This is a genomic window from Candidatus Eisenbacteria bacterium (genome assembly GCA_035577985.1).
In the GTDB taxonomy this organism is placed as follows: domain Bacteria; phylum Desulfobacterota; class Binatia; order DP-6; family DP-6; genus DATJZY01.
Window position 1 is genome coordinate 39,300 of the sequence record DATJZY010000188.1, and the last position, 26,426, is coordinate 65,725.

The 26,426-nt window shown below is 72.7% G+C and carries 19 protein-coding genes; 7 read left to right on the forward strand and 12 right to left on the reverse strand.

What is annotated here, in order from left to right:
* Positions 1-37 precede the first annotated feature (37 nt).
* Both VMS22_26190 and dapF read right to left on the reverse strand, forming a co-directional pair.
* A complete protein-coding gene (locus tag VMS22_26190) occupies positions 38-1,966 on the reverse strand; it encodes a trypsin-like peptidase domain-containing protein (GenBank protein HXJ37533.1) in 1,929 nt (642 codons plus the stop codon).
* Complete coding sequence (gene dapF, locus VMS22_26195) at positions 1,966-2,817, reverse strand: diaminopimelate epimerase (GenBank protein HXJ37534.1); 852 nt, start codon at positions 2,815-2,817, stop codon at positions 1,966-1,968. Before dapF ends, VMS22_26190 begins: the two co-directional genes overlap by 1 nt.
* A gap of 57 nt (positions 2,818-2,874) precedes the next feature.
* Between dapF and VMS22_26200 the strand changes: the two genes are divergently transcribed.
* The gene (locus VMS22_26200; GenBank protein ID HXJ37535.1) at positions 2,875-3,393 is read left to right on the forward strand and encodes a DoxX family protein; all 519 of its coding nucleotides are present in this window, start codon (positions 2,875-2,877) and stop codon (positions 3,391-3,393) included.
* 225 nt (positions 3,394-3,618) lie between these two features.
* Entirely contained in the window at positions 3,619-5,559 is a 1,941-nt protein-coding gene (locus tag VMS22_26205) for a sulfatase (GenBank protein HXJ37536.1), read from the forward strand.
* Here VMS22_26205 and VMS22_26210 read toward each other — a convergent pair.
* The 8 genes from VMS22_26210 to VMS22_26245 form a co-directional block, all read right to left on the reverse strand.
* The gene (locus tag VMS22_26210; protein HXJ37537.1) at positions 5,511-7,241 is read right to left on the reverse strand and encodes a hypothetical protein; all 1,731 of its coding nucleotides are present in this window, start codon (positions 7,239-7,241) and stop codon (positions 5,511-5,513) included. The two genes, VMS22_26205 and VMS22_26210, sit on opposite strands and share 49 nt — an antisense overlap.
* Before the next feature lie 8 nt (positions 7,242-7,249).
* The gene (glpX, locus tag VMS22_26215; GenBank protein HXJ37538.1) at positions 7,250-8,224 is read right to left on the reverse strand and encodes a class II fructose-bisphosphatase; all 975 of its coding nucleotides are present in this window, start codon (positions 8,222-8,224) and stop codon (positions 7,250-7,252) included.
* Positions 8,225-8,240: 16 nt separating this feature from the next.
* Positions 8,241-9,164: a class I fructose-bisphosphate aldolase gene (locus VMS22_26220; protein HXJ37539.1), complete on the reverse strand. Its 924-nt coding sequence runs from the start codon at positions 9,162-9,164 to the stop codon at positions 8,241-8,243.
* An 83-nt stretch (positions 9,165-9,247) separates the two neighbouring features.
* A complete protein-coding gene (locus VMS22_26225) occupies positions 9,248-9,505 on the reverse strand; it encodes a hypothetical protein (GenBank protein HXJ37540.1) in 258 nt (85 codons plus the stop codon).
* A complete protein-coding gene (locus tag VMS22_26230) occupies positions 9,502-9,942 on the reverse strand; it encodes a Mut7-C RNAse domain-containing protein (GenBank protein HXJ37541.1) in 441 nt (146 codons plus the stop codon). The genes VMS22_26225 and VMS22_26230 overlap by 4 nt, the downstream gene beginning before the upstream one ends.
* Positions 9,831-11,036 (reverse strand): aminopeptidase, encoded by a 1,206-nt coding sequence (locus tag VMS22_26235; protein ID HXJ37542.1) that lies wholly within the window; start codon positions 11,034-11,036, stop codon positions 9,831-9,833. The genes VMS22_26230 and VMS22_26235 overlap by 112 nt, the downstream gene beginning before the upstream one ends.
* Entirely contained in the window at positions 11,033-12,838 is a 1,806-nt protein-coding gene (locus tag VMS22_26240) for an ABC transporter ATP-binding protein (protein ID HXJ37543.1), read from the reverse strand. The genes VMS22_26235 and VMS22_26240 overlap by 4 nt, the downstream gene beginning before the upstream one ends.
* Positions 12,838-14,577 carry an ABC transporter ATP-binding protein gene (locus VMS22_26245; protein HXJ37544.1) on the reverse strand — a complete coding sequence of 580 codons (1,740 nt, stop codon included), beginning with the start codon at positions 14,575-14,577 and terminating at the stop codon, positions 12,838-12,840. Before VMS22_26245 ends, VMS22_26240 begins: the two co-directional genes overlap by 1 nt.
* Positions 14,578-14,683: 106 nt before the next feature.
* Here VMS22_26245 and rfbD point away from each other — a divergent pair, with 106 nt between their 5' ends.
* Positions 14,684-15,556 carry a dTDP-4-dehydrorhamnose reductase gene (rfbD, locus tag VMS22_26250; GenBank protein HXJ37545.1) on the forward strand — a complete coding sequence of 291 codons (873 nt, stop codon included), beginning with the start codon at positions 14,684-14,686 and terminating at the stop codon, positions 15,554-15,556.
* Here the strand turns inward: rfbD and VMS22_26255 are convergent.
* Both VMS22_26255 and VMS22_26260 read right to left on the reverse strand, forming a co-directional pair.
* Positions 15,522-16,550, reverse strand: coding sequence for a hypothetical protein (locus VMS22_26255; GenBank protein HXJ37546.1), 1,029 nt, complete (start codon positions 16,548-16,550; stop codon positions 15,522-15,524). The two genes, rfbD and VMS22_26255, sit on opposite strands and share 35 nt — an antisense overlap.
* A gap of 12 nt (positions 16,551-16,562) precedes the next feature.
* Positions 16,563-17,585, reverse strand: a complete 1,023-nt coding sequence (locus VMS22_26260; protein HXJ37547.1) for a hypothetical protein — start codon at positions 17,583-17,585, stop codon at positions 16,563-16,565.
* A gap of 59 nt (positions 17,586-17,644) precedes the next feature.
* Between VMS22_26260 and VMS22_26265 the strand changes: the two genes are divergently transcribed.
* The 4 genes from VMS22_26265 to VMS22_26280 are packed head-to-tail and all read left to right on the forward strand — an operon-like array spanning position 17,645 to position 26,298.
* Positions 17,645-19,036 (forward strand): MBOAT family protein, encoded by a 1,392-nt coding sequence (locus VMS22_26265; protein ID HXJ37548.1) that lies wholly within the window; start codon positions 17,645-17,647, stop codon positions 19,034-19,036.
* Between the two features lie 4 nt (positions 19,037-19,040).
* Complete coding sequence (locus VMS22_26270; GenBank protein ID HXJ37549.1) at positions 19,041-20,879, forward strand: sulfatase; 1,839 nt, start codon at positions 19,041-19,043, stop codon at positions 20,877-20,879.
* 2 nt (positions 20,880-20,881) lie between these two features.
* Positions 20,882-21,826, forward strand: coding sequence for a prolyl oligopeptidase family serine peptidase (locus VMS22_26275; GenBank protein ID HXJ37550.1), 945 nt, complete (start codon positions 20,882-20,884; stop codon positions 21,824-21,826).
* On the forward strand, positions 21,823-26,298 hold the full coding sequence (locus VMS22_26280) for a hypothetical protein (GenBank protein HXJ37551.1): 4,476 nt from the start codon (positions 21,823-21,825) through the stop codon (positions 26,296-26,298). Before VMS22_26275 ends, VMS22_26280 begins: the two co-directional genes overlap by 4 nt.
* Positions 26,299-26,426 lie beyond the last annotated feature (128 nt).

The following is a 26,426-nucleotide window of genomic DNA, read 5'->3' on the forward strand; positions in this document are numbered from 1 at the left end:
GCGCCGGCGCGTCGTGCGAAACCGCACGACGTGCCGGCTATCTCGTCGTCGCGTTCTCCGGCCGCACTTCGATCGTCGCGCGGACCTGCATCGGCGTGCCGTCGCGCGCGAGGTCGAGCTGAACCTCCTTGCCGATCCCGAGCACGTAGAGCCACGTCTGGAAGTCGGCGACCGAGAGCAGCTTGTGGCCGCCGAGCGCGACCAGGAAGTCCCCTGGCCGGACGCCCACGCGCGACGCCGGGCTCGGATCGAACACGTCGTCGATGTAGACGCCCGTCATGGGGATCGTCGCCTTCGTCTTCGCGGGCTGCCCTTCGAGGCGCTTGCGCAGGAGCGGTAGTTCCAGGACCGACACCCCGATCCACGGCGAGCGACGGCTCTGCGCCACCTTCAACGCCTCGTAGAGGTTCCAGACGAGGTTCACGGGCAGGACGTGCGCGGTCGGCGAGCCGTCCGGCGCGCCGCCGACGACCATGCCCACGACCTGGCCGTGGATGTCGACGACGGGCCCGCCCTGCCCACCCGGCGGCACGGCGAGCGAGCTCTGCAGGCGCGTCGCGGAGATCTGCGCCTGATAGCACTGTCGCTCGGGCGGTGCCGACACGACGCCGACCGAGAACGTCTTCTCCGCTCCCGGCGGGTCGCCGAGGGCGATCAGCCAGTGCCCCACCTGCACGCGATCGCTGTCAGCGATCTCGAGCGGCGCAGCGTCGATCGCCTTCGGCAGGTCGCCGATGCGGAGCACCGCGAGATCGAGCGTGGGCTCGGTTCCGACGATGCGCGTCGGATAGTGGGGCTGGTCGGGCAGCTCGACGTCGACGAGCTCCACGGTTTCGCCGGGCTGGTCGCGCACGATGTGATCGCAGGACAGCACGTATCCCTCGTCGTCGACGAGAAACCCGCTGCCCGACCGCACCGGCCGGAAGCCCGGATACCGGAGCATGTCGGGGTTGCTCACCATCCAGGCGTCGCCGCGTTCGGCCTGCAGCTTCTCGGGCGACCAGGCGGGATCGCGCACGTAGCTCGTCACGCCGACGACGCGCGGAAAGATCCGGTCGGCCACGCTCGAGAAGACGTCCTGCAGCTGCACGGCGACGGCGAGCCCCGAGCTCGGGCCGCCGGCCGGTCCGGCGGCCGCACCTCCGCCTTCCGCGGACGCGAAGTTCACGCGGTAGTAGTCGACCTCGCGCGGCGACGCGTCGGGACGCGTCTCCCGCAAGAGGTCGAGCAGCTCCAGGTTCGACGACGCGGCGATCTCGTCGAGCGTCGGCGGCGACCCGCCGGCCGGCCGCCTCGGGTCGAACTCCACGCGCAACGTCATCACGAAGAACGCCACGTCCCAGCGCTGCTGCTCGCTGTAGGCCTGGAACGACGGCATCGCCGTACCGTCGACGCCGAACGAGACGGCGCTGTAGACCTGCCGCGGCGCCAGACGATCCAGGTACTCGCCGCGAAACGCGGTGGGCGGCGGCTCCATGTCGGGCGAGGCGGGTCCGTCGCCGGCGCCCGCCGGCCCATGGCACGGGGCGCAGTCGGCGGCCCACAGACGGCGCCCGTTGGCGAGGTTCGGCGGCGCGCTCGGACGCGCGGCGCCGCCCAGCGTGCGCGCGAACTCCGGCAGCAGGCGTCGTGTCGCGGACCACACCTCGGCCGCGGGCGCCCGCCGCTCGATCGACTGCTCCAGCTCGCGCAGACCCGCGAGCACCCCCTCGGAGCGACCCGGGCTGGCACCGTACTCGCGGATCAGCTGCTTGGTGAACCGCAGCACCTCGCCGTACTCGAGCTGGTTCAGGACGGCGCCGTCGTGCACCGCGCCGTCGTAGTCGGTGCCGACGTATTCCAAGAGGAAGACGAGGCGTTGGGCGTCGAGCGGGCGCGCGGGCGACTCGGCGACGGCGCGGACGGACGCGCCCAGCAGGACAGCCAGCACGACGGCGCCGAGGGAGGTCGCTGCGGGCCGGCGCATCAGGTCGGCGGTAGCGCGATCCGGCCGGTGAACACCTCGACGACCGGTCCTTCCAGCCGCAGCGACCAGTCGGCGCGCACGTGCACGACCAGCTCGCCGCCCGGCATCTCCACGCGGATGCGTCCCGCCTCGCAGCGGCCCGTGCGCACCGCCGCCGCGGCCGCGCCGCACGACGACGATCCCGACGCGAGCGTGTAGCCGGCGCCGCGCTCCCAGATGCGGATCTCGATCGCGTCCGGTCCGAGCGTGTGCGCGAGCTGCACGTTGGTGCGCTTGGGGAATGCCGCGTGGCGCTCGAGCACGGGGCCGAGGGCGCGGCACGCGGCCTCGTCGACGGCGTCGCGGAAGACCACGCAGTGCGGGTTGCCGATCGACACCGCCGTCACGACGACGCGCTCGCCGCCCGGGACGTCGAGCGGCACCTCGACCGCGTCGCCGGCGACGCCCAGCATCGGGATCTCGGCTGGGACGAACGTGGCCCGTCCCATCTCGACGGTGACGGCGCCCACCCGCCCGGCGACCAGGTGGCACTCGCACGCGACCACGCCGCCCGTGGTCTCGACCGTGAAGCGCGGCGCCCTCGCGTGCCCGTGGTCGAACAGGTACTTCGCGAAGATCCGCAGCCCGTTGCCGGACTTCTCGGCCTCGCTCCCGTCGGGGTTGAAGATGCGGACGCCGACGTCGGCGGTCCGGCTCGGGACCCGAACCAGGATGCCGTCGGCGCCGACGCCGCGGTGCCGATCGCACCACAGACGGACGGTCTCGGGCGCGAGCGCGTGGCCACCCAGGTCGGCCGCATCGACCACGAGGTAGTCGTTTCCGAGGCCGTGGCCCTTCACGAACGGGATCACGGGCCGACTGTAACGGATTTGGCCGGCCGGCATCCATTCGCGAGGAGGATCCGCTCTATGGAGAGGCTTCGAACCCAGTGGCGAACGATGCTGGCCGTGCTGCGACGGATCGACTGGGCGCCGCCTCTGCTCGCCCGGCTCATCATCGGGGCGATCTTCATCCCGACCGGATGGGGCAAGCTCCACAACCTGCCCGACATCGTCAACTTCTTCCGCGAGCTCGGCATCCCGTATCCGGAGCTGCAAGCGCCCTTCGCCTCGGCGGTCGAGCTGGTGGGCGGCACCCTCGTCCTCGTCGGGCTCGGAACTCGCCTCCTCTCGATCCCGCTCATCGTCACCATGATCGTCGCGATCAAGACGGCCGTGTGGCCGCAGCTCGACACGGCGCGCGACCTCTTCGGCAAGGAGGAGCTGCACTACATCGCGCTACTCCTCTACCTCGTCGTGTCGGGGCCCGGGGCAGTGTCACTGGACGCGCTCGTGAAGCGGCTGCTCGAGTCGCGTTCGGCGGGCGTGCGCGCGGGGGCGCGGGGTGACCTCCGGGAGCCGGCAACGCGCGCGGCCCTCTCCGCCTAGGGCCCGTCGGAACGAGCGTATTGGCCGCGCTCCCGGCTCCGGGAGGTCACCCCGCGCCCCCGCTGCCACGATCGCACGACCGGGGCGCGGCGCTTCGCTTGCGGCCTCGCCTGGGCACCGGTACGGACGCTGCCCGAGATGTGGCGGCGCCTTCTCGTTGGTGCGCTCCTCGCGGCGTCCGCGTGTCGGGAGGCGTCTGGGCCGCCGGGTCCGGTCGGGCCGCTCGTGCGCTTCGCGGACGTGGCGAAGGAGGCGCCGCCTTCGGTGTCGCTGGCGGACGAATGGCGGCCCGTGCTGGGGCGGAGCGTGATGGCGACGTTGCTCCTGCGACGGGACGAGCGGGTGCCGGCGGAGGGGCGGAAGGAGTACGTGGTCGATCTCGGGCCGGGGCTCGCGTCGGCGGCATGGCTCGTCGCCCACACCTGGGTGCATCCGCACGCGGGCGCTGCGGATCGCTCGGCGACGGCGCTCGTCCGCGTCGAGAACGGTCGCGCCGCGCTGGTCGTCGATCTGAAGGACCTTCCGGTCGACGGCGCATTCGACGTCGCGATCGGGGCGCTGCCGGCGCCGGCGCTGCCGGAACGCGACGTCGTGACGGCGCCGATCGCGATCCCGGCGGGCGGGCAGCTCGAGCTGGCCGTCGGCGTGCAACCCGAGGCGTGGGAGGTCTCGCCGCGGCTGCGCTTCGCCGTCGTCGTCGACGAGGGAGCGCAGGCGGCGAAGGAGATCTGGTCGACGGTGGTCGATCCCGCGAGCCGCGACGACCGCCGCTGGGTGCCGGCGACGATTCCGGTCGCGGCGACCGCGGGTCGCGAGGTGCGGCTGCGCTTCGAGGTGCGCACGGTCGATCCGGCGGACACCCGGAGCTCGCTGCCGGTGTGGGGCGATCCCACGCTGGTCGGGCCGGTCGCGCCGCCGCATGCTCCCAACGTGCTCCTCATCTCGCTCGACACGTTGCGGGCGGACGCGGTGGGCGCCTACGGCCAGCGCTGGCCGACGACGCCACACGTCGATCGCGAGCTCGCCGGGCGCGGCACGCTGTTCGAGCGGACGGTCGCGCCCTTCCCGCTGACGCTCCCGTCGCACGTGAGCATGCTGACCGGCCTCTACTACCGCTCGCACGGCGTGCGGCGCCTGGGCGAAGTCCTCGCGCCGGGGATCGCGACGCTGGCGCAGGCGCTCCGCGCGCAGGGCTACGCGACGACCGCCTTCACCGAGGACGGGTTCCTGCTCGCCGAGTCCGGCATCGATCGAGGCTTCGGCCTCTACGACGAGAACAAGGCGCAGCAGGGCACCGGCCACGCCATGGAGACGTTCGGGCGTGGCGCGACCTGGCTCCGCGCGCACGCCGGTCGCCGGTTCTTCCTCTTCCTGCACACGTATCAGGTGCACGCGCCCTACTTCCCGCCCGAGGCGTACCGCACCCTGTTCGAGGACATCGCGACGATTCCGCCGGGCATCGAGCGCGACCACCTGCGCTACCTGCAGGAGGCGCGCGTCGCCGACGACGCCGTCGGCACGGTGCTGAAGGCGCTCGCGGACCTCGGGCTCGAGGACGACACGCTCGTGGTCCTCACCTCGGACCACGGCGAGGAGTTCCTCGAGCATGGCCAGCGCTTCCACGGCTACCAGCTCTACGACGAGACGCTGCGGGTGCCCCTCGTCCTGCGCTGGCCGGGTCACGTGCCGGCCGGGCGCCGCGTCGCGACGCCGGTGTCGCTGGTGGACCTCGCGCCGACGATCCTCCACCTCGCCGGCGCGCCGGCGGTTCCCGGCGTCGACGGCACGAGCCTCGCGCCGCTGCTGGCCCCGGGCGGCGTCGTGCGCGATCGAACGGCCGCCTTCAGCGAGGCCATGTCCGCCGAATCGGTCCGCACGACCGACCTCGTAGCGGCCGAGACGGCCAACTACTCCTGCACCCGCCACGTCACGAGCGGCGAGCTCGAGTGCTACGATCTCGTGCGCGACCCCGGTCAGCACGCCCGCCTCGCCGCGGACGCCGTCCCGCCCTCGCTCGTGACGACGCTGGATGCGTTCGCGGCGCGACCGCAGGGCGTCGCCGTCACCCCGGGCGGCGGCCCCGACGCGGCCACGCGGCGCAACCTCGAGGCGCTCGGCTACGTCGTCGGCGACGACGGCGCGGTGGGCCCCGCGCCGGGCAACTGAGGCGGGAACTCGACCGCGAAGAGCAGCGTCGCGTCGTCCTCGGCGACGAGCCGCAGGCCGGACCCGGGCGCCGCCGCGGCGCGCATCCAGATCGGACGTGCCAGGGGCGAGCCGGCGTTCACGATGAGGTGCGTGAGACCCGTCTCGCGTTGCAGCGTCCGCAGCGCCTCGGGGTCGGGCGCCCGGAGGGCGAGCTCCATCCGCTCGGCGAAACCCGAGGGGTAGTAGCTGCCGTAGCCGTTCAGAAGGGGCCGCCAGTGAAAGATCGAGCGGAACATCGCCGTGGCATGCGGACGGCCGGCGACCGCACGCGGCAGGAGCGGCAGCTCGAGCACCACGGCGTCGCTCGTCCGAAGGAGCTGGGTGATCGGCGAGGGCTCGAGCGTCGCCTCGAGCGGATACACGGCGGGAACGGGCTTGCGCTCGACGATCCAGCGAAACCAGTTCTCCCGGCACTCGGCGTAGGTGAGCGCCATCACGCCGAGCGCGAGGAGCGTGGCGACGCCGGCGCGCGCGCGGGCGGTCAGCTCCGCGAACGCGAGCCCGGCGAGCAGCGAGACGCCGATCAGCGCCGCCACCGCGAAGCGCGTCGAGACGCGGAGCGCAGCACCGATGCCGGCGGCGTCGAACAGAAGGAAGTGCGGCATGCGAAACCTTCCCACCCCGGGCAGCGACGTGCCGTCGAGCGCCAGCACGGTCCCGAGCCCGAGCCAGAGCGCGGCATGTCCCCAGGCCCGGGAGGGCGCACGGCCGTGCCCGCGCCGCAGCGCGAGCAGACTCACGCCCGCGAGCACGAGCGGCCACACGAGGTGCGGGACGCTCACGGGGACGTGCTCGTCGAGAACCCCCACCGGCAGGGGAACGAACTCGTGCCACGACTTCCACACCGACTGCTGGGTGATGTTCGGCTCGCGCCGCCTGACGTCGACGTAGCCGAGGTAGAGCGGCGACAGGACGACCACGGTGAGCCCGAGTGCCGCCAGCAGCCGGAGCCCGGCCTGCCGCGTCGAGGGGCGCGCGAGGCGCCCGAGGGCGATTGCGGCGGCTGGGGCCATGACCGCGCCACCGACGAAGATGAGATCGGTCAGGCTCTGCAGGACGAGGAGCGGGACGGTCCGCAGCGCCGCGCGCCAGGTCCGGGCCGGCGTCGCGACCGCCGCGACGATGAACGGAAAGTACCAGAGGACGCCGTACGGCGGGACCGTCGGAACGAACCAGGTGATCGTCCACCGCGAGAGCAGGAAGGTCCATCCCGCGATGACGCCCGCCGCATGCGACGCCGTCCATCGCCAGACGACCCAGTGCAGCGCCGCGCTCGTGAGCGCGAGGCCCGCGAGGAACACGAAGTTGATCGCGAGGGTCGGATTTCCCGTCGCGGCCCACACCGGTGCGTAGATCGGCAGCGCGGCGAGGTAGGTCGGGCCGTAGAAGAGCGTGCGGGGTGCCGGATGGTAGATGTTCGCGTCGAGGATCGACGCCGGGCGCGTGGCGAGCGTGTGCGTCTCGTACGCGAGGACCCATGCGCAGTACGGCAGGTCGGTCGAGGCGATCTCGCGCGTGTGCGGCACGTGGGTCGCGAGGTTCGCGCCCAGCGGCCACGTGAGCCACACGACCAGCGCCACGTGCAGCGTGACGACGCCGAGCGCCCGTCCGACCGTGCTCCCGCGCGACGGCTCGTCCACGGCCCGCGTCAGAACTCGACGACGACCTCGCTGCCCTCGTCGACGTGGACGGTGTCGACGAACCGGATGTGCCGCTCGCCCAGCGACATGATGATGGAGCTCGTGCGCACGCCACCGCCGAAGAAGCGCACGCCGCGCATGAAGGCGCCGTCGGTGACGCCGGTCGCGACGAAGAGGAGATCGTCGGCCGGGGCGAGATCCCTCTCGGTGTAGACCTTGTCGAGGTCGGTGACGCCCATCTTCTTCAGGCGCTCGAGCTGTCCTTCCTTCGCGACCACGAGCCGCCCGCGCATGCCGCCGCCGAGGCAGCGCATGGCGGCGGCGGCGAGCACGCCCTCGGGCGCGCCCCCGATCCCCATGACCGCGTGCACGTTCGTGCCGCGCACGGCCGCCGCGATGGCGGGCGACAGGTCGCCGTCACTGATGAGCTTGATGCGCGCGCCGGCCGCGCGGATGTCGTCGATGAGCTTCACGTGCCGCTCGCGATCGAGGACGATCACGACGAGGTCTTCGACGTCCCGGTTGAGCGCCTTCGCGATGGCCTTCAGGTTGTCGGCCGCGGGCGCGTCGAGATCGACGTGGTCGCGCGCGGCGGGTCCGACCACGAGCTTGTCCATGTACATGTCGGGCGCGTGCAAGAGGCCGCCCTTGGTCGCCGCGGCGAGGACGGCGATCGCACCGGGCGACCCGGTCGCGCACAGGTTCGTCCCTTCGAGCGGATCGACCGCGATGTCGATCTCGAGGTCGCTCGGACCGCCGAGCCCGACCTTCTCGCCCACGTAGAGCATCGGGGCCTCGTCGCGCTCGCCCTCGCCGATGACGATGGTGCCGCGCATCGCGAGCTGGTCCATCGCGGTCCGCATGGCCTCGACGGCGACGTGGTCGGAGTACTTGCGCTTGCCCTGCCCCATCGTCCGCGCGGCGGCGATGGCGGCTTCCTCCGCGACCTTGAGGAACGATCGCGACAGGATCTCGAAGTTCACCCCCCCGACCGGCACGTCACTTCACCTTGCCGGCGTAGATGTCCATGACGGTACCGAGGAAGGCGATGGCGTCCTTCTTCGGGCGCTGGAACGAGTTGCGGCCGATGATCGAGCCGAACCCGCCGCCGTCGCGGATGGCGCGGATCTCGTCGAACATGGCGTCGTTCCCCTTCGCCTCGCCGCCCGAGAAGATGACGATGCGGCGGCCGCCGAACGCGCTCTGCACGACGTGCCGCACGCGATCGGCGAGGGTGTCGATCTTGATCTTCTCGCTCTCGTAGACCTTCTTCGCGGCGGCCTGCTCGATGTGCTGCGTCGGCGGCTTCACCTTGATCACGTGCGCGCCGAGCTGGGCCGCGATCTGCGCGGCATAGGCACACACGTCGATGGCGGTCTCGCCCTCCTTCGAGATGCCCGAGCCGCGCGGGTAGGACCACACGACGACGGCGAGGCCCTTGCGCTTGGCTTCCTCGGTGAGGTCGCGGATCTGCCGGTACATCTCGTTGCGAAACGCCGACGCCGGGTAGATCGTGAAGCCGATCGCGACGCAGCCGAGCCGCAGCGCCTCGTCGACGCTGCCGGTGAGGGCCGGGCACGGATCGGTGCCGGTATAGAGCGAGTCCGAGTCGTTGAGCTTCAGGATGAGAGGGATCTCGCCCGCGAACTCGGCCGCACCCGCCTCGATGAAACCGAGCGGCGCCGCGTAGGCGTTGCAGCCGGCGTCGAGGGCCAGGCGGAAGTGGTAGCGGGGGTCGTAGCCGTCGGGGTTCTTCGCGAACGACCGGGCCGGTCCGTGCTCGAAGCCCTGGTCGACCGGGAGGATCACCAGCTTGCCGGTGCCCCCCAGGCGGCCCGTGTTGAGGAGCCGCGCCAGGTTCGTCAGCGTCCCCGGGTTGTCGCTGGAGTAGCAACTGAGGATCTCGCGAACTCGCTCGTTCATGGTGCGTCGTCCCTCCTGGGGGGTGATTCGGCAGGGCCTACCACGGCGAAAATCGGACTACCAGCGCACCCCGCACAGCGATGCTACGCGCGGCCGCAGCGCCCGCCCCCGCAGTCCGGCCGCCCGCAATGCTCGCGCTCGGCCAGCAGCCCGTAGCCGATTGCGTCGAGCTCCTCCTCGGCGACCCAGCGCAGCTCGGCGGGATCGAGCAGCGCGTCGCAATGGATGCACCCGTACTGCTCGTCGCCGCCGGCACCGACCCACACGTGCGCCAGCACCTCGCGGTCGCACGGCGCACAGCGCGCGACCGGGAACGTCGGCGGCGCCCCGTCGGCCGTCATGCGGACGCTCCGAGCCCGAGCGCGTCGAGCTCGGCCCGCATGCGCGCGTGGTGCGTCGCCGGCCAGAAGACGCGGTGGCACGCCGCGCAGGTCCAGAAGCGCGCCTGCGTCTGGAAGACGTACGGCGGGACGCGTTCGCGCACCGCGTCCCGCGCCGTTTCCTGTAGGAGGCGATTGCACTCGACGCAGCGGGTGAAGGTCGCGCCCGCGGCGAGCGGCACCGCGCCGGCGACCTGCCGGAGCTGGTGCCGGAAGTGATCGCTCGTGATGAAGACGTGGGGCGGCAGGTTCGGGTCGCGCACGAGCTGGGTGTCGCGCGTGAGGATCATCCGGCCCTCGTCGCGGGCGCGGCGCACGAGCCCCGCGCCGTGCAGGTGGGGACCGTACGCGACGTCATGCCCGAGAATGCGGAGCCAGCGCGCGAGGCGACCCAGCATGACGTCCACGGCGAATGCGACGGGCGCCATGGCGAAGGAGAGTCTAGTCCCGCCGCGTCCGTTTGCAACGTGCGCGGATCGATCGCGCGCACGGCGGCGAACGGATCGTCCGCGCCGCGCGCCCGGGCCACGATCGCCGCGATCGCCGGCCGCAGCGGCCGTCCGGGCGCCACGAGACCGTCGAACAGGTCGAGGTCGGTCTCGTAGGTGACCACGGCCAGCAGCCGGGCGTTGTTCGGCGGCGAGAGCTCGCGGGGATCCCCGAGATGCCGGCGCTCGACCGTGGCCGCGGCGTGCGCGGCGAGCATGCGTCGCTGCCGCTGGATCGCCGGCGGCGGGTCGCCGCTCGCATAGAGCGCACGCAGCCGGCGGACGAGACGCGCCACCACCCGCCCGTGCGCGCGCTCGGCGTTCCAGCGCCGGATCGCCGTCCCGCAGCGCTCCACGTTCTCGCCCGGCCCGCCGCAGAAGAACGCGATCGCGCCGCGATGACCGACGAAGGTCGCGGCGCTCTCGTTGAAGGTCGCCTCGCCGGGCAGATAGAGCGTCGCGTGGAACAGCTCGTGGATCACCGTCTCGGCGAGCCGCACCGGATCGGCGCGCGCGGTCGTCGAGAGCAGCGGGTCGGCGAACCAGCCGAGCGTGCTGAACGCCGACGCCGAGCGGACGTCCACGTCGAGCTGGTCCGCCTCGAGCGTCGCCGCGAGCGCGGTTGCCTCGCCGCGATCGAAGAACCCCTTGTACGGGACCCGTCCGACCACCGGGAACCACCACGTGTACGCCTCCAGCCGGTCGCGGTACGCCGCCGACACGACCCACACCGTCGCGTCGCCGTCGACGTCGGCGAAGGTGGCGAAGCTCTCCCCGACGCGGAGGCCGAGGTCGTCGCGGGCGAAGGCCCGCACCGCGAGGACCAGCTCGAGCCGCTCGCGCAGCCCAGGGGCGAGGTCGGGCCGCGCGAGCACGGTCGTGATCGGCTCGCGCCGCCACAGGATGCGCGCCTCCGAATAGCCGGCGCGCACGACGTACCCGACCCCGCACCCGCTCGCCGCGACGGCGAGCGCCACGAGCGCGGCCCGCCCGGCGCGCCTCACGAGCGCGCCGCGGCCGACGCCTCGACGGGGATCGCCCCGCTCGCGTACTGCACGCGATAGAGCCGGGCGTAGATGCCGTCGCGCGCCAGCAGCTCGGCGTGCGTCCCCTCCTCGCGCAGCCGCCCCTTGTGCAGGACGATGATGCGGTCGGCGTGCTCGATGGTCGACAGGCGGTGCGCGATGATGAGCGCCGTCCGGCCCGCGAGGAGCTTCTCGAGGGCGTCCTGCACGAGCCATTCGGTTTCGGGGTCGACGCTCGAGGTCGCCTCGTCCATGACGAGGATCGCCGGATCGTGTGCCAGGGCGCGCGCGAAGGCGAGGAGCTGGCGCTGGCCGGTCGAGAGGTTCGAGCCCCGCTCGCGCAGCACCGCCGACCAGCCGCCCAGGCGGCCGATGAACCCATGCGCGTGGACGTGCTTCGCGGCCGCATCGACCCGCGCGCGATCGATGTCGGACCGCCCGAGCGTGACGTTCTCCTCGAGGCTGCCGCTGAACAGGAACACGTCCTGCAGGACGACGGCGATGCGCCGCCGCAGCGCCGCGCCGTCCCACTCGCGCACGTCCAGGCCGTCGACGAGGAGGCGCCCGCGCTGCGCGGTGTAGAGGCGATCGAGGAGCTTGATGAGTGTCGTCTTGCCGGAACCGGTGGCGCCCACGATCGCCACCCGCTCGCCCGGCGCGATGCGGAAGGAGACGTCCTGCAGCACCCAGTCGGGCTCGCCATGGTCCGTGTCCCTGTACGAGAACCACACGTGATCGAACTCGATCGCGCCACGGATCTCGTCGGGAACGCGCCCCGCGGCCGGCACCGGCTCCCCCGGCTCGTCGAAGAGCGCGAAGATGCGCTCGGCCGCGGTCATGGACGACTGCATCACGGCATACTTCGCGCTGAAGTCACGGATCGGGACGAAGAACTGCTGGATGTACTGGATGAACGCGATGACGGTTCCGAGCTCGACGGCGTCGCGGGCGTGGAGCACGCCGCCCCGCCACAGCATGGCTGCGATCGACACCGTCGCGACCGCCTCCACGAGCGAGAACAGGGCCGCCTCGTAGCGGTTCGACCAGCGGTTGGCGTCGCGGTGATCGGCGTTCAAGCGCTCGAACTCGCCGTAGGTCCGCTGCTCGCGCGCCGAGAGCTGGACCACGGCGATGCCCGTGATCGCCTCCTGGAGGAAGCCGTTGATGCGCGCGATGCGCTCGCGGATCTGCCGGTAGGTGACGCGCGCCCGGCGGCGGAAGAAGTCGATCGCGAGCGTCATCGGCGGCAGGAGAAGCAGGCTCACGATCGCCATCTGCCAGTTGATCCACAGCATGAAGCCCGTGATGCCGACGAGCTTCAGGAGGTCGAGCACGATCGTCATCGCGCCGGCCGCGAACATCTCGTTCAGGACGTCCACGTCGGTCGTGACGCGCGAGACGACCTTGCCGACCGGCGTGCGGTCGTAGAACGACATCGGCAGGCGCTGCAGGTGCGCGAAGAGGGCCACGCGCAGGTCGGCGAGGCTGCGCTGCGCCACCAGCATGGTGAGGTACGACTGTCCGTAGTAGGTGACGAACTCGCCGGCGACCGCGACCACGAAGAAGCCGGCGAGCCGCCCGAGGCCGGCGGTGTCCTTCGCGGCCACGTAGCGATCGATGCCGAGCATGAGGAGGTAGGGCTGGATCAGGCTGAAGCCCTGGTTCATCGGCGAGAGCAGGAAGGCGCTCCAGAAGATGCCGCGGTACGGGCGCACGAACGTCCACAGCCGGCCGATCAGGCGCGCGTCGTACGCTTTGCCGATGTCCTCGGTGTCGTCCATCAGATCGCTTCCAGCTCGCCCTCGAGCGCCTGCTGGCGGAAGAGGTCGGCGTACACCGCGCCGCGCGCGAGGAGGGTGTCGTGGTCGCCCTGCTCGACCACGCGGCCGTCCTCGAGCACGACGATGACGTCGGCCTCCTTCACGGTCGTGATGCGATGGGCGACGAGCACCGTCGTGCGGGCCCGGAAGAAGCTCCGCAGCCGGTCCAGGATCTCACGCTCGGTCGAGGCGTCGACGCTCGAGAGCGCGTCGTCGAGCAGGAGGACGCGCGGCTGGGAGGCGAGCACGCGCGCCAGGGTCACGCGCTGCTTCTGCCCGCCCGAGAGCGTGATGCCGCGCTCGCCGACGATCGTGTCGAGCCCCGCCGGCATGTCGTCGAGGTCGCGCCGCAGCCCGGCCATGTCGACCGCCCACTGCACCCGATGGTGGCCGTCCTCGGGAATCGCGAAGGCCACGTTGTCTGCGATCGTGCGCGAGAACAGGAACGGATCCTGCGGCACGAGGCCGACGTTCGCGCGCAGCCACCCCAGCGGCAGCGTGCGCACGTCGCAGCCGTCGACGAGCACCTGCCCGCCCTCGACGTCGAACAGGCGCGGCAGCAGGCCGACGAGCGCCGACTTGCCCGCGCCGGTCCGCCCGACGATCGCGACCGTCTTGCCGGCCGGAATCGTGAGGCTCACGTGGTCCAGCACCGGCGCGGCGCTCGGATGCCCGGGGTAGCGGAAGGTCACGTCGCGCAGCGTGATCTCGCCCCGGAACCCGTCGATCGCCTGCGCGCCGGGCGGGCTCGCGATCGCGGGCGTCACGGCGAAGAGCTCGTTCAGACGCTGCATGGCGGCGCGGCCGCGCTGGAAGACCGACAGCATCCAGCCGAGCGCCATGGTCGGCCAGGCGAGCAGATGGAGGTAGCCGATGAACGCCACCAGGTCGCCCACCGAGAGGCGTCCCGACATGACGCGCCGGCCGCCCACCCACAGCACGACGAGCGCGCCGACGCCGCCGACGATGTTCATGAGCGGCCCGATGAAGCTGCGCATGCGCGCGAGGCGCATGCTCGCCTCCTGGAACCGATCGTTGAGCGCCAGGAACGTGCGCGTCTCGTGCTCCTCGGACACGTACGCCTTGACGACGTGCATGCCGGAGAGGTTCTCCTGCACGCGGCTCGACAGATCCGCGAGACCTTCCTGGACGCGCAGGGTCCGCTCGAGGAGCAGCGCGCTCGTCCGCTTCACGCAGTAGAGGACGACCGGATAGACCGCCAGCGTCGAGACCGTGAGCAGCGGATCGATCGAGCACATGATGGCGAGGCCGTAGGCGTAGTAGACGGGGGTGTTGATGAAGTTGAGGATCCCGGGCCCCAGGAGCATCCGCACCGCCGTCACGTCGTTCACGAGACGCGACATCAGGTCGCCGGTCTTGCGGCTCTGGTAGAAGGAGAGCGGCAGGCGCTCCAGGTGCGCGAACAGCTCGTTGCGCAGGTCGTACTCGATGTCGCGTCCGACGTTGAAGATGAGCGTGCGGGACAGGGTCCGCGTGACGGCCTGGGCCGCGGCGATACCTGCGATGAGGGCCACGGTGCGCACGAGCGCCCCGGAGCCGGCACCTGCGCCGATGTCGTTCACGGCCCGGCGCCAGAGCCACGGCACGGCCATGGCGAGGCTCGTCGCCCCCACCAGGCAGACGACGCCCGCCGCCAGCCGTAGCCGATAGCGGGCGACGTAGACCCACAGACGGGACATCGAACCGTTGTAACGGCGCCCGACGACCCAACGCAACGGGAGCGCGGGTTGAGTTTCGGATCTTCGCGTGTTCGCGGCGGTGGACGGCGCCCCATATAGTGCGGGCGTGCGCGTGGTGATCATCGGGGCGACGGGGCAGCTCGGGCGGGAGCTGGGAGCGCGGTTGCCGCCGGGCGACACGATCGCGCTCGACCGCGCGGCCCTCGATCTGCAGGACGCGGGCTCGATCGCGACCCGGCTCGCCGACCTGCGAGCCGACCTCGTCGTCAACACGGCGGCCGACAACCGGGTGGATGCGGCCGAGCAGGACCCGAGCAGCGCGAACGCGATCAACGCCGACGCGGTCGGCGCGCTCGCGCGGGCGGCGCACCGCGTCGGCGCCTTCCTGGTCCACACCAGCACCGACTACGTCTTCGACGGGCGACAGCGGACGCCCTACCGCGAGGACGCGACGCCCAACCCGCTCGGGGCCTACGCGCGCTCGAAGCTCGCCGGCGAGCGCCTGTGCGCCGAGCACGCGCCGCGGCACGCCATCGTGCGGACGGCCGGGGTGTACGCGGCCGGCGGCTCGCGCGGCAAGGGCGGCAGCTTCATCGACCGCGTCCTCGCCCAGGCACGGCGCGGCCAGGCGCTACGCGTGGTCGACGACCAGGTGACCGCGCCGACGTGGGCCGGCGATCTCGCGACGGCGCTCGTGCGCCTGTTTCCCCGCTGGGTCGCGGGCGACGCGCCGCCGGGCGTCTACCACGTGACCAACGCCGGCGAGTGCACGTGGTTCGAGTTCGCGCGGGCCGCACTCGACCTCGGGGGCATCGCGGCGAGCATCACGCCCATCACGACCGCATCGTACGCCGCGCCGGCGCCGCGGCCCGCCTACTCGGTGCTCGCCAACACGCGCCTGGCGGAGACGGGCGAGCCGCCGCTCCGGCACTGGCGCGACGCGCTCACGGCGTACCTCGGCTCGCTGCGGGCGCGCTGAGGCCGGCGCTCCGCAGCAGCAGCGGCTGCAGCGCCGGCCACACCAGCGCGGCCATCTTGTCCGCCCCCTGCGCGCTGAAGTGGCCGCCCAGATCGCGGAACTCCGGCTTCGTGAGCGCATCGTGCAGGTCGAGCAGGGTCCCGCCGTTCGCCTCCACCACGCGACGGAGCACCTCGACGTGCGCTGCCACCGCAGCCGGATCGTACGTGCCGCGGGCCGTCAGCCACTCCCACGGGATCGGCGTCACCACGACCAGCGCCGGGACGCCGCGCGCGGTCGCCATCCGCACCGTTTCGCCCGCAAAGCGCACGAGCGGATGGCCCGGCGTGAGCGCGGCGGCATACCGCCCCGCGATGCCGGCCATGGCCGGGCCGAGGCGCGGCCGCTTGCTCGTCCCGAGCGCGCTCCAGAAGCCCGCCTCCTGGAAGTCGTTGCGGAGCCCCTCGGCGACCAGGAACGTCCACACGCCCCAGTCGGTGTCGATGAGCCGCGCGAGCAGCAGGCGCGGCGCCGTGAGGCCGCGGGCGGCAATGGGCAGGGTCACCGCGCGCGGCAGCTCGTCGCCGGGAATCAGCCCGGCGAGATCGGTGAAGCCGCGGTTCGTGCCGCCGGGATCGAACAGGCGCAGGTGCGCGACCAGCACCACGACCCTCGGCCGGAGGTCCAGCACCGGCCCGATGAGGGTGTAGTAGCCGAAGAAGTCGAATCCGGGCGTGCACAGGTTGGCGCTCCGCATCCGCAGGGGGTTCAGATCCTTGCGCTGGATCACCGACGGATAGCTCGGCATCGTCAGCTCCATCAGCGTCGAGTCGCCGAGCCAGACGACGTCCAGGTGCTCGCCCTCCCACTTGGCGAGCCAGCCGGCGAGCACGCGGTGCGGATAGAGGTCCTGCCCCTTCGCGTACGCCGTGTCGCCCCACGTCGCGGTGATCCACCACGTCGCAACGCCGAGCCCGACCAGATACGAGACCACGATGCCGACGACGCGCCGCACGCGGCGGGCGTCCTACTCCGTTCGCTCGACCTCCAGCAACCGGGCGATCGGCGGCCACACGAGCTCGGCCATGCGCGCGTTGCCCTGGGGCGTGAAGTGTCCGCCGGCGTCGCGCAGGAGCGACTCGGGCAGCGCATCGTGCAGATCCAGCACGTGCCCGCCCTCGGACTCGACCACCTCGCGGACGACGGCCGCCCGCTCCGCGTACTCGCGCTCGTCGTACCAGCCCATGCCCCGCAGCCGATCGACCGGCACGGGCGTCACGACCACCAGGACGCGGGCGCCGCGCGCCACCGCACGCGCGACGGCGTCGCGCGCGAAGCGCATGAGCGGCTGGCGGGGACGGATGGGACGCCGGTAGGCGCCGAGCACGCCGCTGCGTCCGGCCACGAAGACCTCCCACTGCGTCAGCTCGCGCGGTGCGTCCGGTCCGAGGACGCGCCAGAAGCGCTGCTCCTGGAACAGCCGGCGGGACCCTTCGGCGATGAGGAACGCGTCCTCGCCGGGGGTCGTTCGCAGCGCGCGCGCGAGCACGAGCCGCGGCGCGGTCATGCCGCGAAAGCTGTACGGCAGCGCGAGCACGTCCGGCAGGCGCGAAAGCGGCTGCTCGGCCACGAGGTCGTTGAAGCCCCGCACGCCGCCCTCGGGGATCGAGACGCGGAAGTTGGCGATCATCACGATCACGCGCGGACCCAGGTCGAGCGTCGCGTCGATCAGCGAGTCGTAGGCGTAGAAGTCGAACCCCATCGCCGCGAGCGCGACGCCGTGGAGTCCGCGCGGCTCGAGGTCGTCGCGGTCGACGAGCGCCGGATAGCCGACGATCTTCGGCGCGTCCATGATGCTCGAGTCGCCGAGCCACGCGACGTCCGGCCGCGGTCCGCGTGCCGCGAGCTCGATCTGGTCGAGGACCACGCGGTGCACGTAGAGCGCCTCGCCGGCGACGCGCGACGGCGCGCCGGCGACGCGCACGAGCACGGCGGCGGCGACGCCGAGCACGCCGAAGAAGGTGAGCAGGATCGCGACGACACGCGGCATCAGGAATCGGCGCGCGGTTTGACGATCACCGCGCCCGCCGCCTAGAACACGCCGGCCACATGCTGTTCAACAGCCTCGAGTTCCTGATCTTCCTGCCCCTCACCCTCGTCATCCATTACCTGTGCATCCCGCGTCGTTTCTGGCGCGGCCGCAAGATCTTCCTGGTCGTCGCCAGTTACCTCTTCTACATGTCGTGGAACCCGTTCTTCGGGCTCCTGCTGCTGGGCTCCACGCTCATCGACTACTCGCTCGGCATCGTGCTCGAGCGTACGACCGAGCCCGTACGACGGCGCCTCCTCCTGTGCGTGAGCCTCGCCTTCAACCTCGGCATGCTCGGCTACTTCAAGTACGGGAACTTCGTCGCCGACAACCTCTACCATCTGTTCGGTCTGGCGGAGCCGCCGCACTGGGACATCCTGCTGCCGATCGGCATCTCGTTCTACACCTTCGAGTCGCTCGCCTACACGATCAACGTCTACCGCGGTGAGCGCGCCTGCCGGAGCCTGCTCGACTTCGCGCTGTTCCTCTCGTTCTTCCCGCACCTGGTCGCCGGACCAATCGTGCGCCCGCGCGCCTTCATCCCGCAGCTCGCGTCCGCGCCGGTCGTGACCGGCCCCGACGTCGAGGAGGCGCTCGCCCGCATCGCCCAGGGGTTCCTGAAGAAGGTGCTGCTCGCGGACGTGCTCGGCCAGTACGTGGACCAGGTCTGGGGCGACCTCGGCGCCTACCCCGCCGGCAACGTGCTGCTCGCATACTACGCCTACGCCTTCCAGATCTACTTCGACTTCTCGGGCTACACCGACATCGCGCTCGGCGTGAGCCGGCTCTTCGGCCTGTGGCTCCCCGAGAACTTCGAACGCCCGTATCTCGCCCAGAGCCCGCGCGAGTTCTGGCAGCGCTGGCACATCTCCCTCTCGACGTGGCTGCGCGACTACCTCTACATCTCCCTCGGCGGCAATCGCGGCTCGCGCCTGCGCACCTACGTGAACCTCCTCGTCACGATGCTGCTGGGCGGCCTATGGCACGGCGCCGCGTGGAACTTCGTCGTGTGGGGCGGCTATCACGGCACGCTGCTCGCGGGGCACCGGCTGTTCACGGACCGGCGGCCGCCCGCCGACCGCGGGCCCGTCGCGACCGCGCTCTGCCGCATCGGCATGTTCCACCTGGTCGTGCTCGGCTGGGTGTTCTTCCGGGCGCCGTCGCTCGCCGAGAGCATCGTGTCGCTCGGACGGCTCGCAACCCCGGGCTACATCGTGGTCCGCGCGGGCTCGGAGGCCGCGATCCTGGTCGCCGTCGGGCTCCTGCTGCACGTGGCCCCGCCGGCGGCGAAGCTGCGCGAGCGGTTCGTCGCCCTGTCGCCCGTGGCGCAGGGGCTCGCCTACAGCGCCGCGACGGTCGCCGCCTTCTTCCTGGCGCCGGCGAGCGAGCGCTTCATCTACTTCCAGTTCTGATCCCATGTTACGCGGCCGCGGCGCGACGCTGCTCTGCCTCATCGCCATCGGGTGCGCGACCCTGTCGGTCGGCTGCCGGCGGCCGGGCGCGCCGGCCGAGGTCGTCGTCACCGACCTCGCCTATGGGGCGGTCGACGGCGTCGCGGGGCCGCTGCCGGTCGCGGACCTCGACGGCGTGCGCGCGCTGCTCCAGCAGCGCGCCGGCACGATCGACGTGTGGCTGCGGCTGCCCGCCGATCCCGTGCTGCGCTTCCGCATCGAGCCACCGGCTCCGGCGCCGGCGATCCGCATCACGACCACGGTGGACGGCGCGGAGCGCGAGGCCACACCGGTCCGATCCGAGAGCGGCGAATGGACGGCGCACCTCGCCGGCGGCGAAGGCGATCTCGCCCGCCTGCGCCTCGAGTCGCGGCAGCCGATGCCGATCGCGTGGCGCGACGTGCGTGTCGCCGGGACGGCCACGGCCGCGCCGCCACCGCTCGCCGCACGGCTCCGCCCGCCCGAGGGCCAGCGCATCAACGTGATCGTCGTGCTGGTGGACGCGCTGCGCGCCGACCACCTCTCGGTCTACGGCTATCCGCGCGACACCTCGCCCAACCTCGCCGCGCTCGCCGCGCACGGCGTCGTGTTCACGCAGGCCTATGCGGCCGGGCCGAGCACGCTCAACTCGATCCCTTCGCTCTTCACGTCGCGCTACCCGTCGGAGGTCGGCGCCAAGTTCCAGCAGCTCGCGATCGTGCCGAAGACGCTCGCCGAGACGTTCCACGACGCGGGCTACCAGACGGCGGCGTTCGTGGTGAACCGCGCCGTCCTCGGCAACCTGGGATTCGGACGCGGCTTCGACACCTACGACCATCCGATCACGTCGCCCAGCACGCAGCCGGGCCAACCGGCCCCGACCGACCGCGTCCTCGTCCGCACGGCGCTCGGATGGATCACACGTCACGCGTCGGCGCCGTTCTTCGCGTACGTGCACACGCTCGACGTGCACGATCGGCTCTATCCCCTCCAGTACCGAGGGCGCTTCGACGCCGACGGGCGCAAGCCGCCGGCCACGCCACCTCGCGCGCGCGACCGCGTCGCGCTCGGCGACTTCCACGGCGCGGCGCGCGAGATGGAGCTCGAAGCGCGCGGCAGCAATCTCACGAACGTGTACGACGAGACGATCGCGTGGACGGACCAGCAGCTCGGCGATCTGGTGGAGGGCCTCGGCGTCCTCGGCATCCGCGATCGCACCGCGATCGTGGTCGTCGCCGACCATGGCGACGCGCTCGGCCCCGAGGACGACGGGACGCACGGGCACGCGCACTCGCTCTACCAGGAGCTGGTGCGTGTGCCGTTCGTGATGGGGCTGCCGTGGACCGGCTCGCGCCGCGACGTGGACCAGATCGTGAGCCTGCTCGACGTCGCGCCGACGGTTGCGAGCCTCGCCGGCGTCGCGCCGTCCAGCGCGTGGGTCGGACGCGACCTCTTCGCGCCGGGCCGGCCGCTCGACGCGCCGAGCGCGCTCATGGAGCGCCTCGAGCCGCCGTGGGGTCCCAAGGCCATGATCCGCCCGGGCCTCTACGGCGTAGCGGAATGGGGCGTGCGACGCGGCAACTGGAAGCTCCTCATCGATGGGACCCACACGCGGCTCTTCGATCTGACGTCCGACCCGAAAGAGACGCGCGACGTCGCCGCCGAGCATCCGGACGCGGTCGCCGAGCTGCAAGCCCATGCATGGCGGCGCTCGCCGGCGCTGGCCGAAGGACGCATCCAGTCCGGCAGGCTGCCGCTCGACCTCGACGAGGAGAAGCGACGCGAGCTGCTCGACGCGCTGCGAGCGCTCGGCTACGTCGAGTGATCGTGGCGCGCGCGCGACTCCATCCGTCCGCCCTCGCCTGCGTGGCGCTCGCGATCGGGATCGGCGGGTGCAGCCTCTGCCGCCGGCCCGATCCGCCCCCCGGTCCGCCCGCGGAGCGAACGGGCCCTCCGTCGCGCGTCCACCAGGTCTTCGTGCAGGGCCGCTTCGTCGAGATCACGATCGAGGTGCCGCTCGAGCCGCCCGGCCCGAAGCCGGCGGTGATCTCGTACATCGCGGACGCGCGCGTGCCGCTGCTCGAGGCCGGCATCGTGGTGGTCAGCTACCGGCAGCACTGGGAGCTGCTGCGCGGCCTGCCGCGCGCGTCGCCGCCGCCCGACCCGAAGCCCGAGCCCCCGGCCAAGACGTACGGCACGTGGCTGCTCGCCTCGCCGACGCCGAAGACGGTGGGACAGTCGTACTTCCGCCTGATCGACGCCAACGCGACCGGCACGCTGCCCCAGGTCCTCGACGCGATGGCGGGCGAGCCCGAGATCGACCCCACGCGCATCGGCATCCTCGGCCATTCGACCAACGCCTTCGTCGCGCTCCAGGGCGTGGCCGGACAGCCGCGCATCCGGGTGGCCGCCATCGTGGCCGGATGCGGCGACTACCACACCTTCCTGCACGAGTCGTCGCTCGCGATGAAGGGCGAGCCGCTCGACCTCGATCCCGCCTACAGCGCGTGGCTGCGCGAGCGCGAGGTCCGCTGGCATCCCCGGCGCGTCCTGCACGCGGCGGTCTTCATGGTGAACGGCCGCGACGACGACACCGTCCCGGCCGACTGCGCGCGGACCACGGCGCGCGCGCTCCGGCGCGCCTATCGCCGCCTCGGCGCGCCCGAGCGGTTCCGCTTCGTGCTGGTCGACTCCGGGCACACGTTCAACGACGCTGCGCGCGCGGAGGTCTATGCCTGGCTGCGCCGCTGGCTCGTCGACGCGCCCCGATGACCCGCGCCGTCGTCCCCATCCTGGGCGTGCTCCTCGCCCTGGCGACCGGCGAGCTGCTCGCGCGGCTGCACGGCGATCGCCTGTGCGTGGGCGAGCCCGGCGTGTTCATGGAAGCCGACGCCCGCTTCGGATGGCGGCATCGTCCCGGCCTCAGGGGATGGGCGACCTATTGCGACGATCGACCGATCCCGCCGAGTCCGATCGAGACCGACGACCTCGGGATGCTCGAATCGCCGCTCGACGCGACCCCATCCGGCGCCGCGCGCATGCTGGTCCTGGGCGGCGTGCTGCCCGAAGGGCTCGGCGTGCGTCCGGAGCGCCGCCTCTCCCGCGCGCTCCAGGAGCGCGCCGACGTCCGCCGCGGGCGACCGTTGCGTGTGTTCAACGCCGGGACGGGAGGCTTCGCGCTCGACAACGCGCTCCTGTGGTTTCGCGCCGAAGGGGCGCGCCTGCACCCCGACGTCGTCCTCTTGGTCGCCGACCCCGTGACCGACATGACCGCCGTCTCGCCGGCGCTCATCACCGCCGCGGCGTCGCGGCTGCCGTGGAAGCCGTATCTCCTGCTCGACGGGGACGGGCTGCGCGTCTTCACCCCGGCGCCGTTGCAGAGCGATGCGCCGCCGCCGGTACGATCGTCGCTGCTCGACCGGCTCCAGCTCGTACGGCTCGCGCGCGGCACGGCGCCACCGCCCGGGGCGCCGACGGGGTGGCTGGTCGCCGATCCCACCGGCAGCACGACCGGCGACATGGAGGCGGACCGCGCGCGCGGGCGCGACCTCGTGCGCGCGATCCTGCGCGTGCTCCGCGACGAGGTGCGCGCTGCGGGCGGGACACTCGTGGTGGCGATGGCGCCCCTCCCGCGCCTGCCGAACCTCGGCGAGGCGACGCCCGAGAAGCCGCTGCGATCGATCCTCATCGAGCTCGGCATCCCCACTGTCGACCTGGGCCCTCCGCTGTGGGGCATGCGCAAGCAGCTCGGTCAGCCCGCGACGATTCCGGGCACGACGCGTCTCGACGCCGGCGGCCATTTCATCGCGAGCCAGGTGATCTGGGACTTCCTCGCCCGGCGGCGCCTGCTGCCCGACGGGGTCGTACCGGTCGAGGCGCCGGGCGGCGGCAGAGTGGGCGCGTGGCGCCCGTTCCCGCGCGCGTTCGCCGCCGCGCTGTGGGCGGATCGCGACGGGCTCGCGATCCGTCTCGCGCTCTACGGCCTGCTCGGCGTGTCGGTCACCTGGATCGCAGCGGTCCTGCCGCTCGTCGTCCGCGTCTGGCTCCTCGCCGCGACCGGCGTCGCCATGCTCGCGGCACTCGTCGACCCGCAGCTCGCCGCCGCGGCGCTCGTCTTCGCGGTCGCCTTCTACGCTGCGGTCGAATGGCTCCGCGGCCGCCTGGGCGCGATCGCGATCGCGCTCCTGATCGCGCTCGCCATCGCCGCCGCCGCGCGCTGGCTCGTCGCCGCGCGCCCGATCGAGCCGGGCGTTCGGCTCTTCGGCGCCTTCGCGACGAGCATGATCGTGCTCCGCTTGGTCGCGTACGCCGTCGATCGGCGGCGCGGCGTTCCGCATCCGACGCCGGGGCGATTCCTGGCCGCCTTCTTCTTCTTCCCGACCTTCGGCTTCGGGCCGATCGAATCGCCGGCGGCGTTGGCACCGCGGCTCGTTCCCGCCGCGGACGGTGTCGGACGATTCATCGCTCGCAGCGCCGCCGCGCTCGTCCGCGTCGCGGGCGGTGCGCTGCTGGTCGGCGCGTCGATCCACCTCTTCGGGCTCGTGACGCCGGACGTGGCCGCGTCGCGCGGCGCGGTGTTCGGCCGCTCCCGCCTGTGGCTCTGGGTGGTCGAGGCGCTGCTCCAGCTCTCGCTCTTCCAGGCCGGCTGGACGACGATCGCGCGCGGGCTCGCCGCCATGATCGGCGTCGACGTGCCGCCGAACTTCCGTGCGCCCTGGGCCGCGCGCGACCCGCGCGACTTCTGGCGGCGCTGGTACGCGACGCTGGGCGCCTGGCTCGAGGCCTACGTCGCGCAGCCGCTGCGTGCGCGCGGTCGCTCCCCCCGCCTCGCGCTCGGCGCGTCGGTCGCCATCGGGGCGGCGTGGTATGGGTGGGTGATCGTGAAGCTCTACGGGCTCGGCGGAAGTCCCCAGAAGCTCGTAGGGGGGCTCGCCGCCTTCGCGGCCGCGCAGGTCGTCCTGCTCGCCGCGCCGATCCGTGGACTCCCCGGGCGGCTCGCGGCCCTGGTCGGCGTGCCGCTCGGCTTCATCCCGCTCGTCCTGCTGCCGTGGGGCGGCGTCCGCGCCTGCCTCGGCATCGTGCGCCGCCTCGTGCTGCCGCTCGCCGTCGTCGCGTGCATCGCGCGCGGCGCCTGGGCCGAGGAGGCGACGCGCACGGTCGACCTGGCGCGCCAGGTCGACTGCACCGGCGCCACCGACGCGACGGCGGTCGTCGCCCGCGCGCTCGAGGGCCCGAGCGGCAGGACGCTGGTCGTACCGGCCGGCTGTCGCGTCCTCGTCAGCGGTCCCGCGCCGGGCGGCGCCACGTTCACACTGCCGAGCGGGACCACGATCCGCTGCGACGATCACGACGCGGGCTTCGTGCTCGCCCAGCGCCGGTGCGTGGGTGGCCCGACGCCCGGCGCCGCCTGCGACCGGGACGCCGGGTGCGCCGACGGCGGCCGCTGCGTCACCGCCGGCAAGGCGCCGTTCGCGCCCGACGCGAGCGCGACCTACACGCTCCTGCGCGCGGCCGAGCACGCCACCGACGCCGCCGTCGTCGGCTGCGGCGTGTTCGTGAACCAGATCGAGCCCTTCGCGCGTTGCGTCGGTGGCGCGCACGACGGACGGCCGTGCGAGGCGGCGCACGGATGCGGCGACGGCGGCACCTGCACCGGCAGCCCCCGCGCCCCGTCCGGCGACGGGCGCATCGTCGTGGTCGATCTCACGCCCGCCGCGAGCGGCACGATCGACGACGTGTGGGTGAGCGACCACCTGCGCGGCGTCTCGTTCCGCGGCGGCCGGCGGATCGAGCATTCCCGCAACGACCTGCGCGGTCCCGCCGATACCGCGGCGGCGGCGTTCACGCGCTACGAGCTCGACGGCATCGAGGTCGGCAACGGCGCGACCGTGCGTGGCAACCGGATCATCGCGAGCGGACGCGCCATCGCCGCGCTCGGGAGCTTCGTCACCGTTGCCGAGAACCGCGTCGGCGAAGCGCGCGGCGTGTACGTGGAGCACGCCGACCCGGCGATCGGCGTCTACCTCGACGGCGGGCAGTCGATCGTCACCCACAACCACGTGACGGCCTTCAACTGCGTGCGCGGGAGCACGGCCACCAGCAACGTGACGGTCGCCGGCAATCGCTGCTTCGGGGGCGCCGGATCGAAGATCGTCGTCGCCGGCGCCGGATGGACGGTCACCGGCAACTACTTCGCCTGGGGGAGCGGCGACGCCGTGTGCGTCGGCGGCGCCGCCCGCGCGGGCCGCTGCACGGCGAACACGGACTGCCCGGGCGGTCTGTGCGCGAGGGGCGCGCCGGTGATCGCGATCGGCGACGACGGCACGCCCGGGTGGACGGCCGGCGGGTCGGTGGGCGGCGCGGACCATCCGGTGATCGCCGACAACCTCGTCTTCAGCAACGTCGTCGACACGCCGCTCGTCGCCTTCGCCGATCCCGGACGGCGTTGCGCGGCCGGCGCGGGGGCCGGCCGCGCGTGCCGCGCGCCGGAGGACTGCGCGTGCGAAGGCGCGGGCGACTGCGGGCGCGGCGGCGAGTGCACCGCCGGCCGGTGCCGCAATCCGCTCGCGTGCGATCGCGCGCACCATCTCTACGGCAGCATCACCGGCAACCTCCTCTTCGGCGGTGCGGCCGGGCCGCGCGTCGGCGTCGATCTCGCGCGGATCGGACCCGACACGCAGGTCTTCGGCTGGCAGATCGCCTCGAACCACTTCCAGGGTCAGGCGATCGGCATCCGCCTGCCGGACGGTGCCGGCGCCGCCTCGGTGGAGGCCCTGCACGTCCTGCCGAACGCGTTCACGATGGTGTCGCGCCGGATCGCCGGCTGGGATCCGCGCATGGGCGACGTCGAGGCCGCGCTGCTCGAGCCGCCCGGCGACGCGGTGCGCACGGTGCCGCTCACGAACCGCACCGGCGCGCCCTCGATCCCGGGCGACGTCGTCGCCGCCGCCAAGGACACCGACGCCGCCTTCACGCTCGCGCGCGCCGGCGACACGGCCCTCGGCGTCGTCATCGACGAAGCCGCGCCCGACGCCAGCGCGCGCATCGCCCTCGTCGGCACGACCACCTGCAACCTCGACCCCGCCGCAAGAATCACCCGCGGCGACCGCCTCACCCCCGACACGACGCCCGGCAAATCCACCAAAGCGATCTCCGGCGTCTCCGCCTTCGCCATCGCCCTCACCAACCAATCCAACACGCCGCAAGTCCGCTGCCTGGTCGGCGCCGCCGGCCTGACGCGTTAGCGCGGAGCCAATCGCCCACGCGAGCGGAGCGTCGCGTCGTCGCGAGGTCGGGGGCGAGGCGGAGGCGCCTGCGAAGCGGCGCTCCATCCTGAGCCACGGCACGAGCCAGTCGTTCACCTTGGCCTGGA

What these genes read in the sequence shown, in the direction of transcription:
- VMS22_26240 (HXJ37543.1), bottom strand. Translation starts at nt 12,838, where the DNA reads ATGGACGACACCGAGGACATCGGCAAAGCGTACGACGCGCGCCTGATC.
- VMS22_26280 (HXJ37551.1), top strand. Translation starts at nt 21,823, where the DNA reads ATGACCCGCGCCGTCGTCCCCATCCTGGGCGTGCTCCTCGCCCTGGCG.
- VMS22_26220 (HXJ37539.1), bottom strand. Translation starts at nt 9,164, where the DNA reads ATGAACGAGCGAGTTCGCGAGATCCTCAGTTGCTACTCCAGCGACAAC.
- VMS22_26200 (HXJ37535.1), top strand. Translation starts at nt 2,875, where the DNA reads ATGGAGAGGCTTCGAACCCAGTGGCGAACGATGCTGGCCGTGCTGCGA.
- VMS22_26270 (HXJ37549.1), top strand. Translation starts at nt 19,041, where the DNA reads ATGTTACGCGGCCGCGGCGCGACGCTGCTCTGCCTCATCGCCATCGGG.
- VMS22_26190 (HXJ37533.1), bottom strand. Translation starts at nt 1,966, where the DNA reads ATGCGCCGGCCCGCAGCGACCTCCCTCGGCGCCGTCGTGCTGGCTGTC.
- VMS22_26260 (HXJ37547.1), bottom strand. Translation starts at nt 17,585, where the DNA reads ATGCCGCGTGTCGTCGCGATCCTGCTCACCTTCTTCGGCGTGCTCGGC.
- VMS22_26225 (HXJ37540.1), bottom strand. Translation starts at nt 9,505, where the DNA reads ATGACGGCCGACGGGGCGCCGCCGACGTTCCCGGTCGCGCGCTGTGCG.
- VMS22_26230 (HXJ37541.1), bottom strand. Translation starts at nt 9,942, where the DNA reads ATGCTGGGTCGCCTCGCGCGCTGGCTCCGCATTCTCGGGCATGACGTC.
- VMS22_26245 (HXJ37544.1), bottom strand. Translation starts at nt 14,577, where the DNA reads ATGTCCCGTCTGTGGGTCTACGTCGCCCGCTATCGGCTACGGCTGGCG.
- VMS22_26265 (HXJ37548.1), top strand. Translation starts at nt 17,645, where the DNA reads ATGCTGTTCAACAGCCTCGAGTTCCTGATCTTCCTGCCCCTCACCCTC.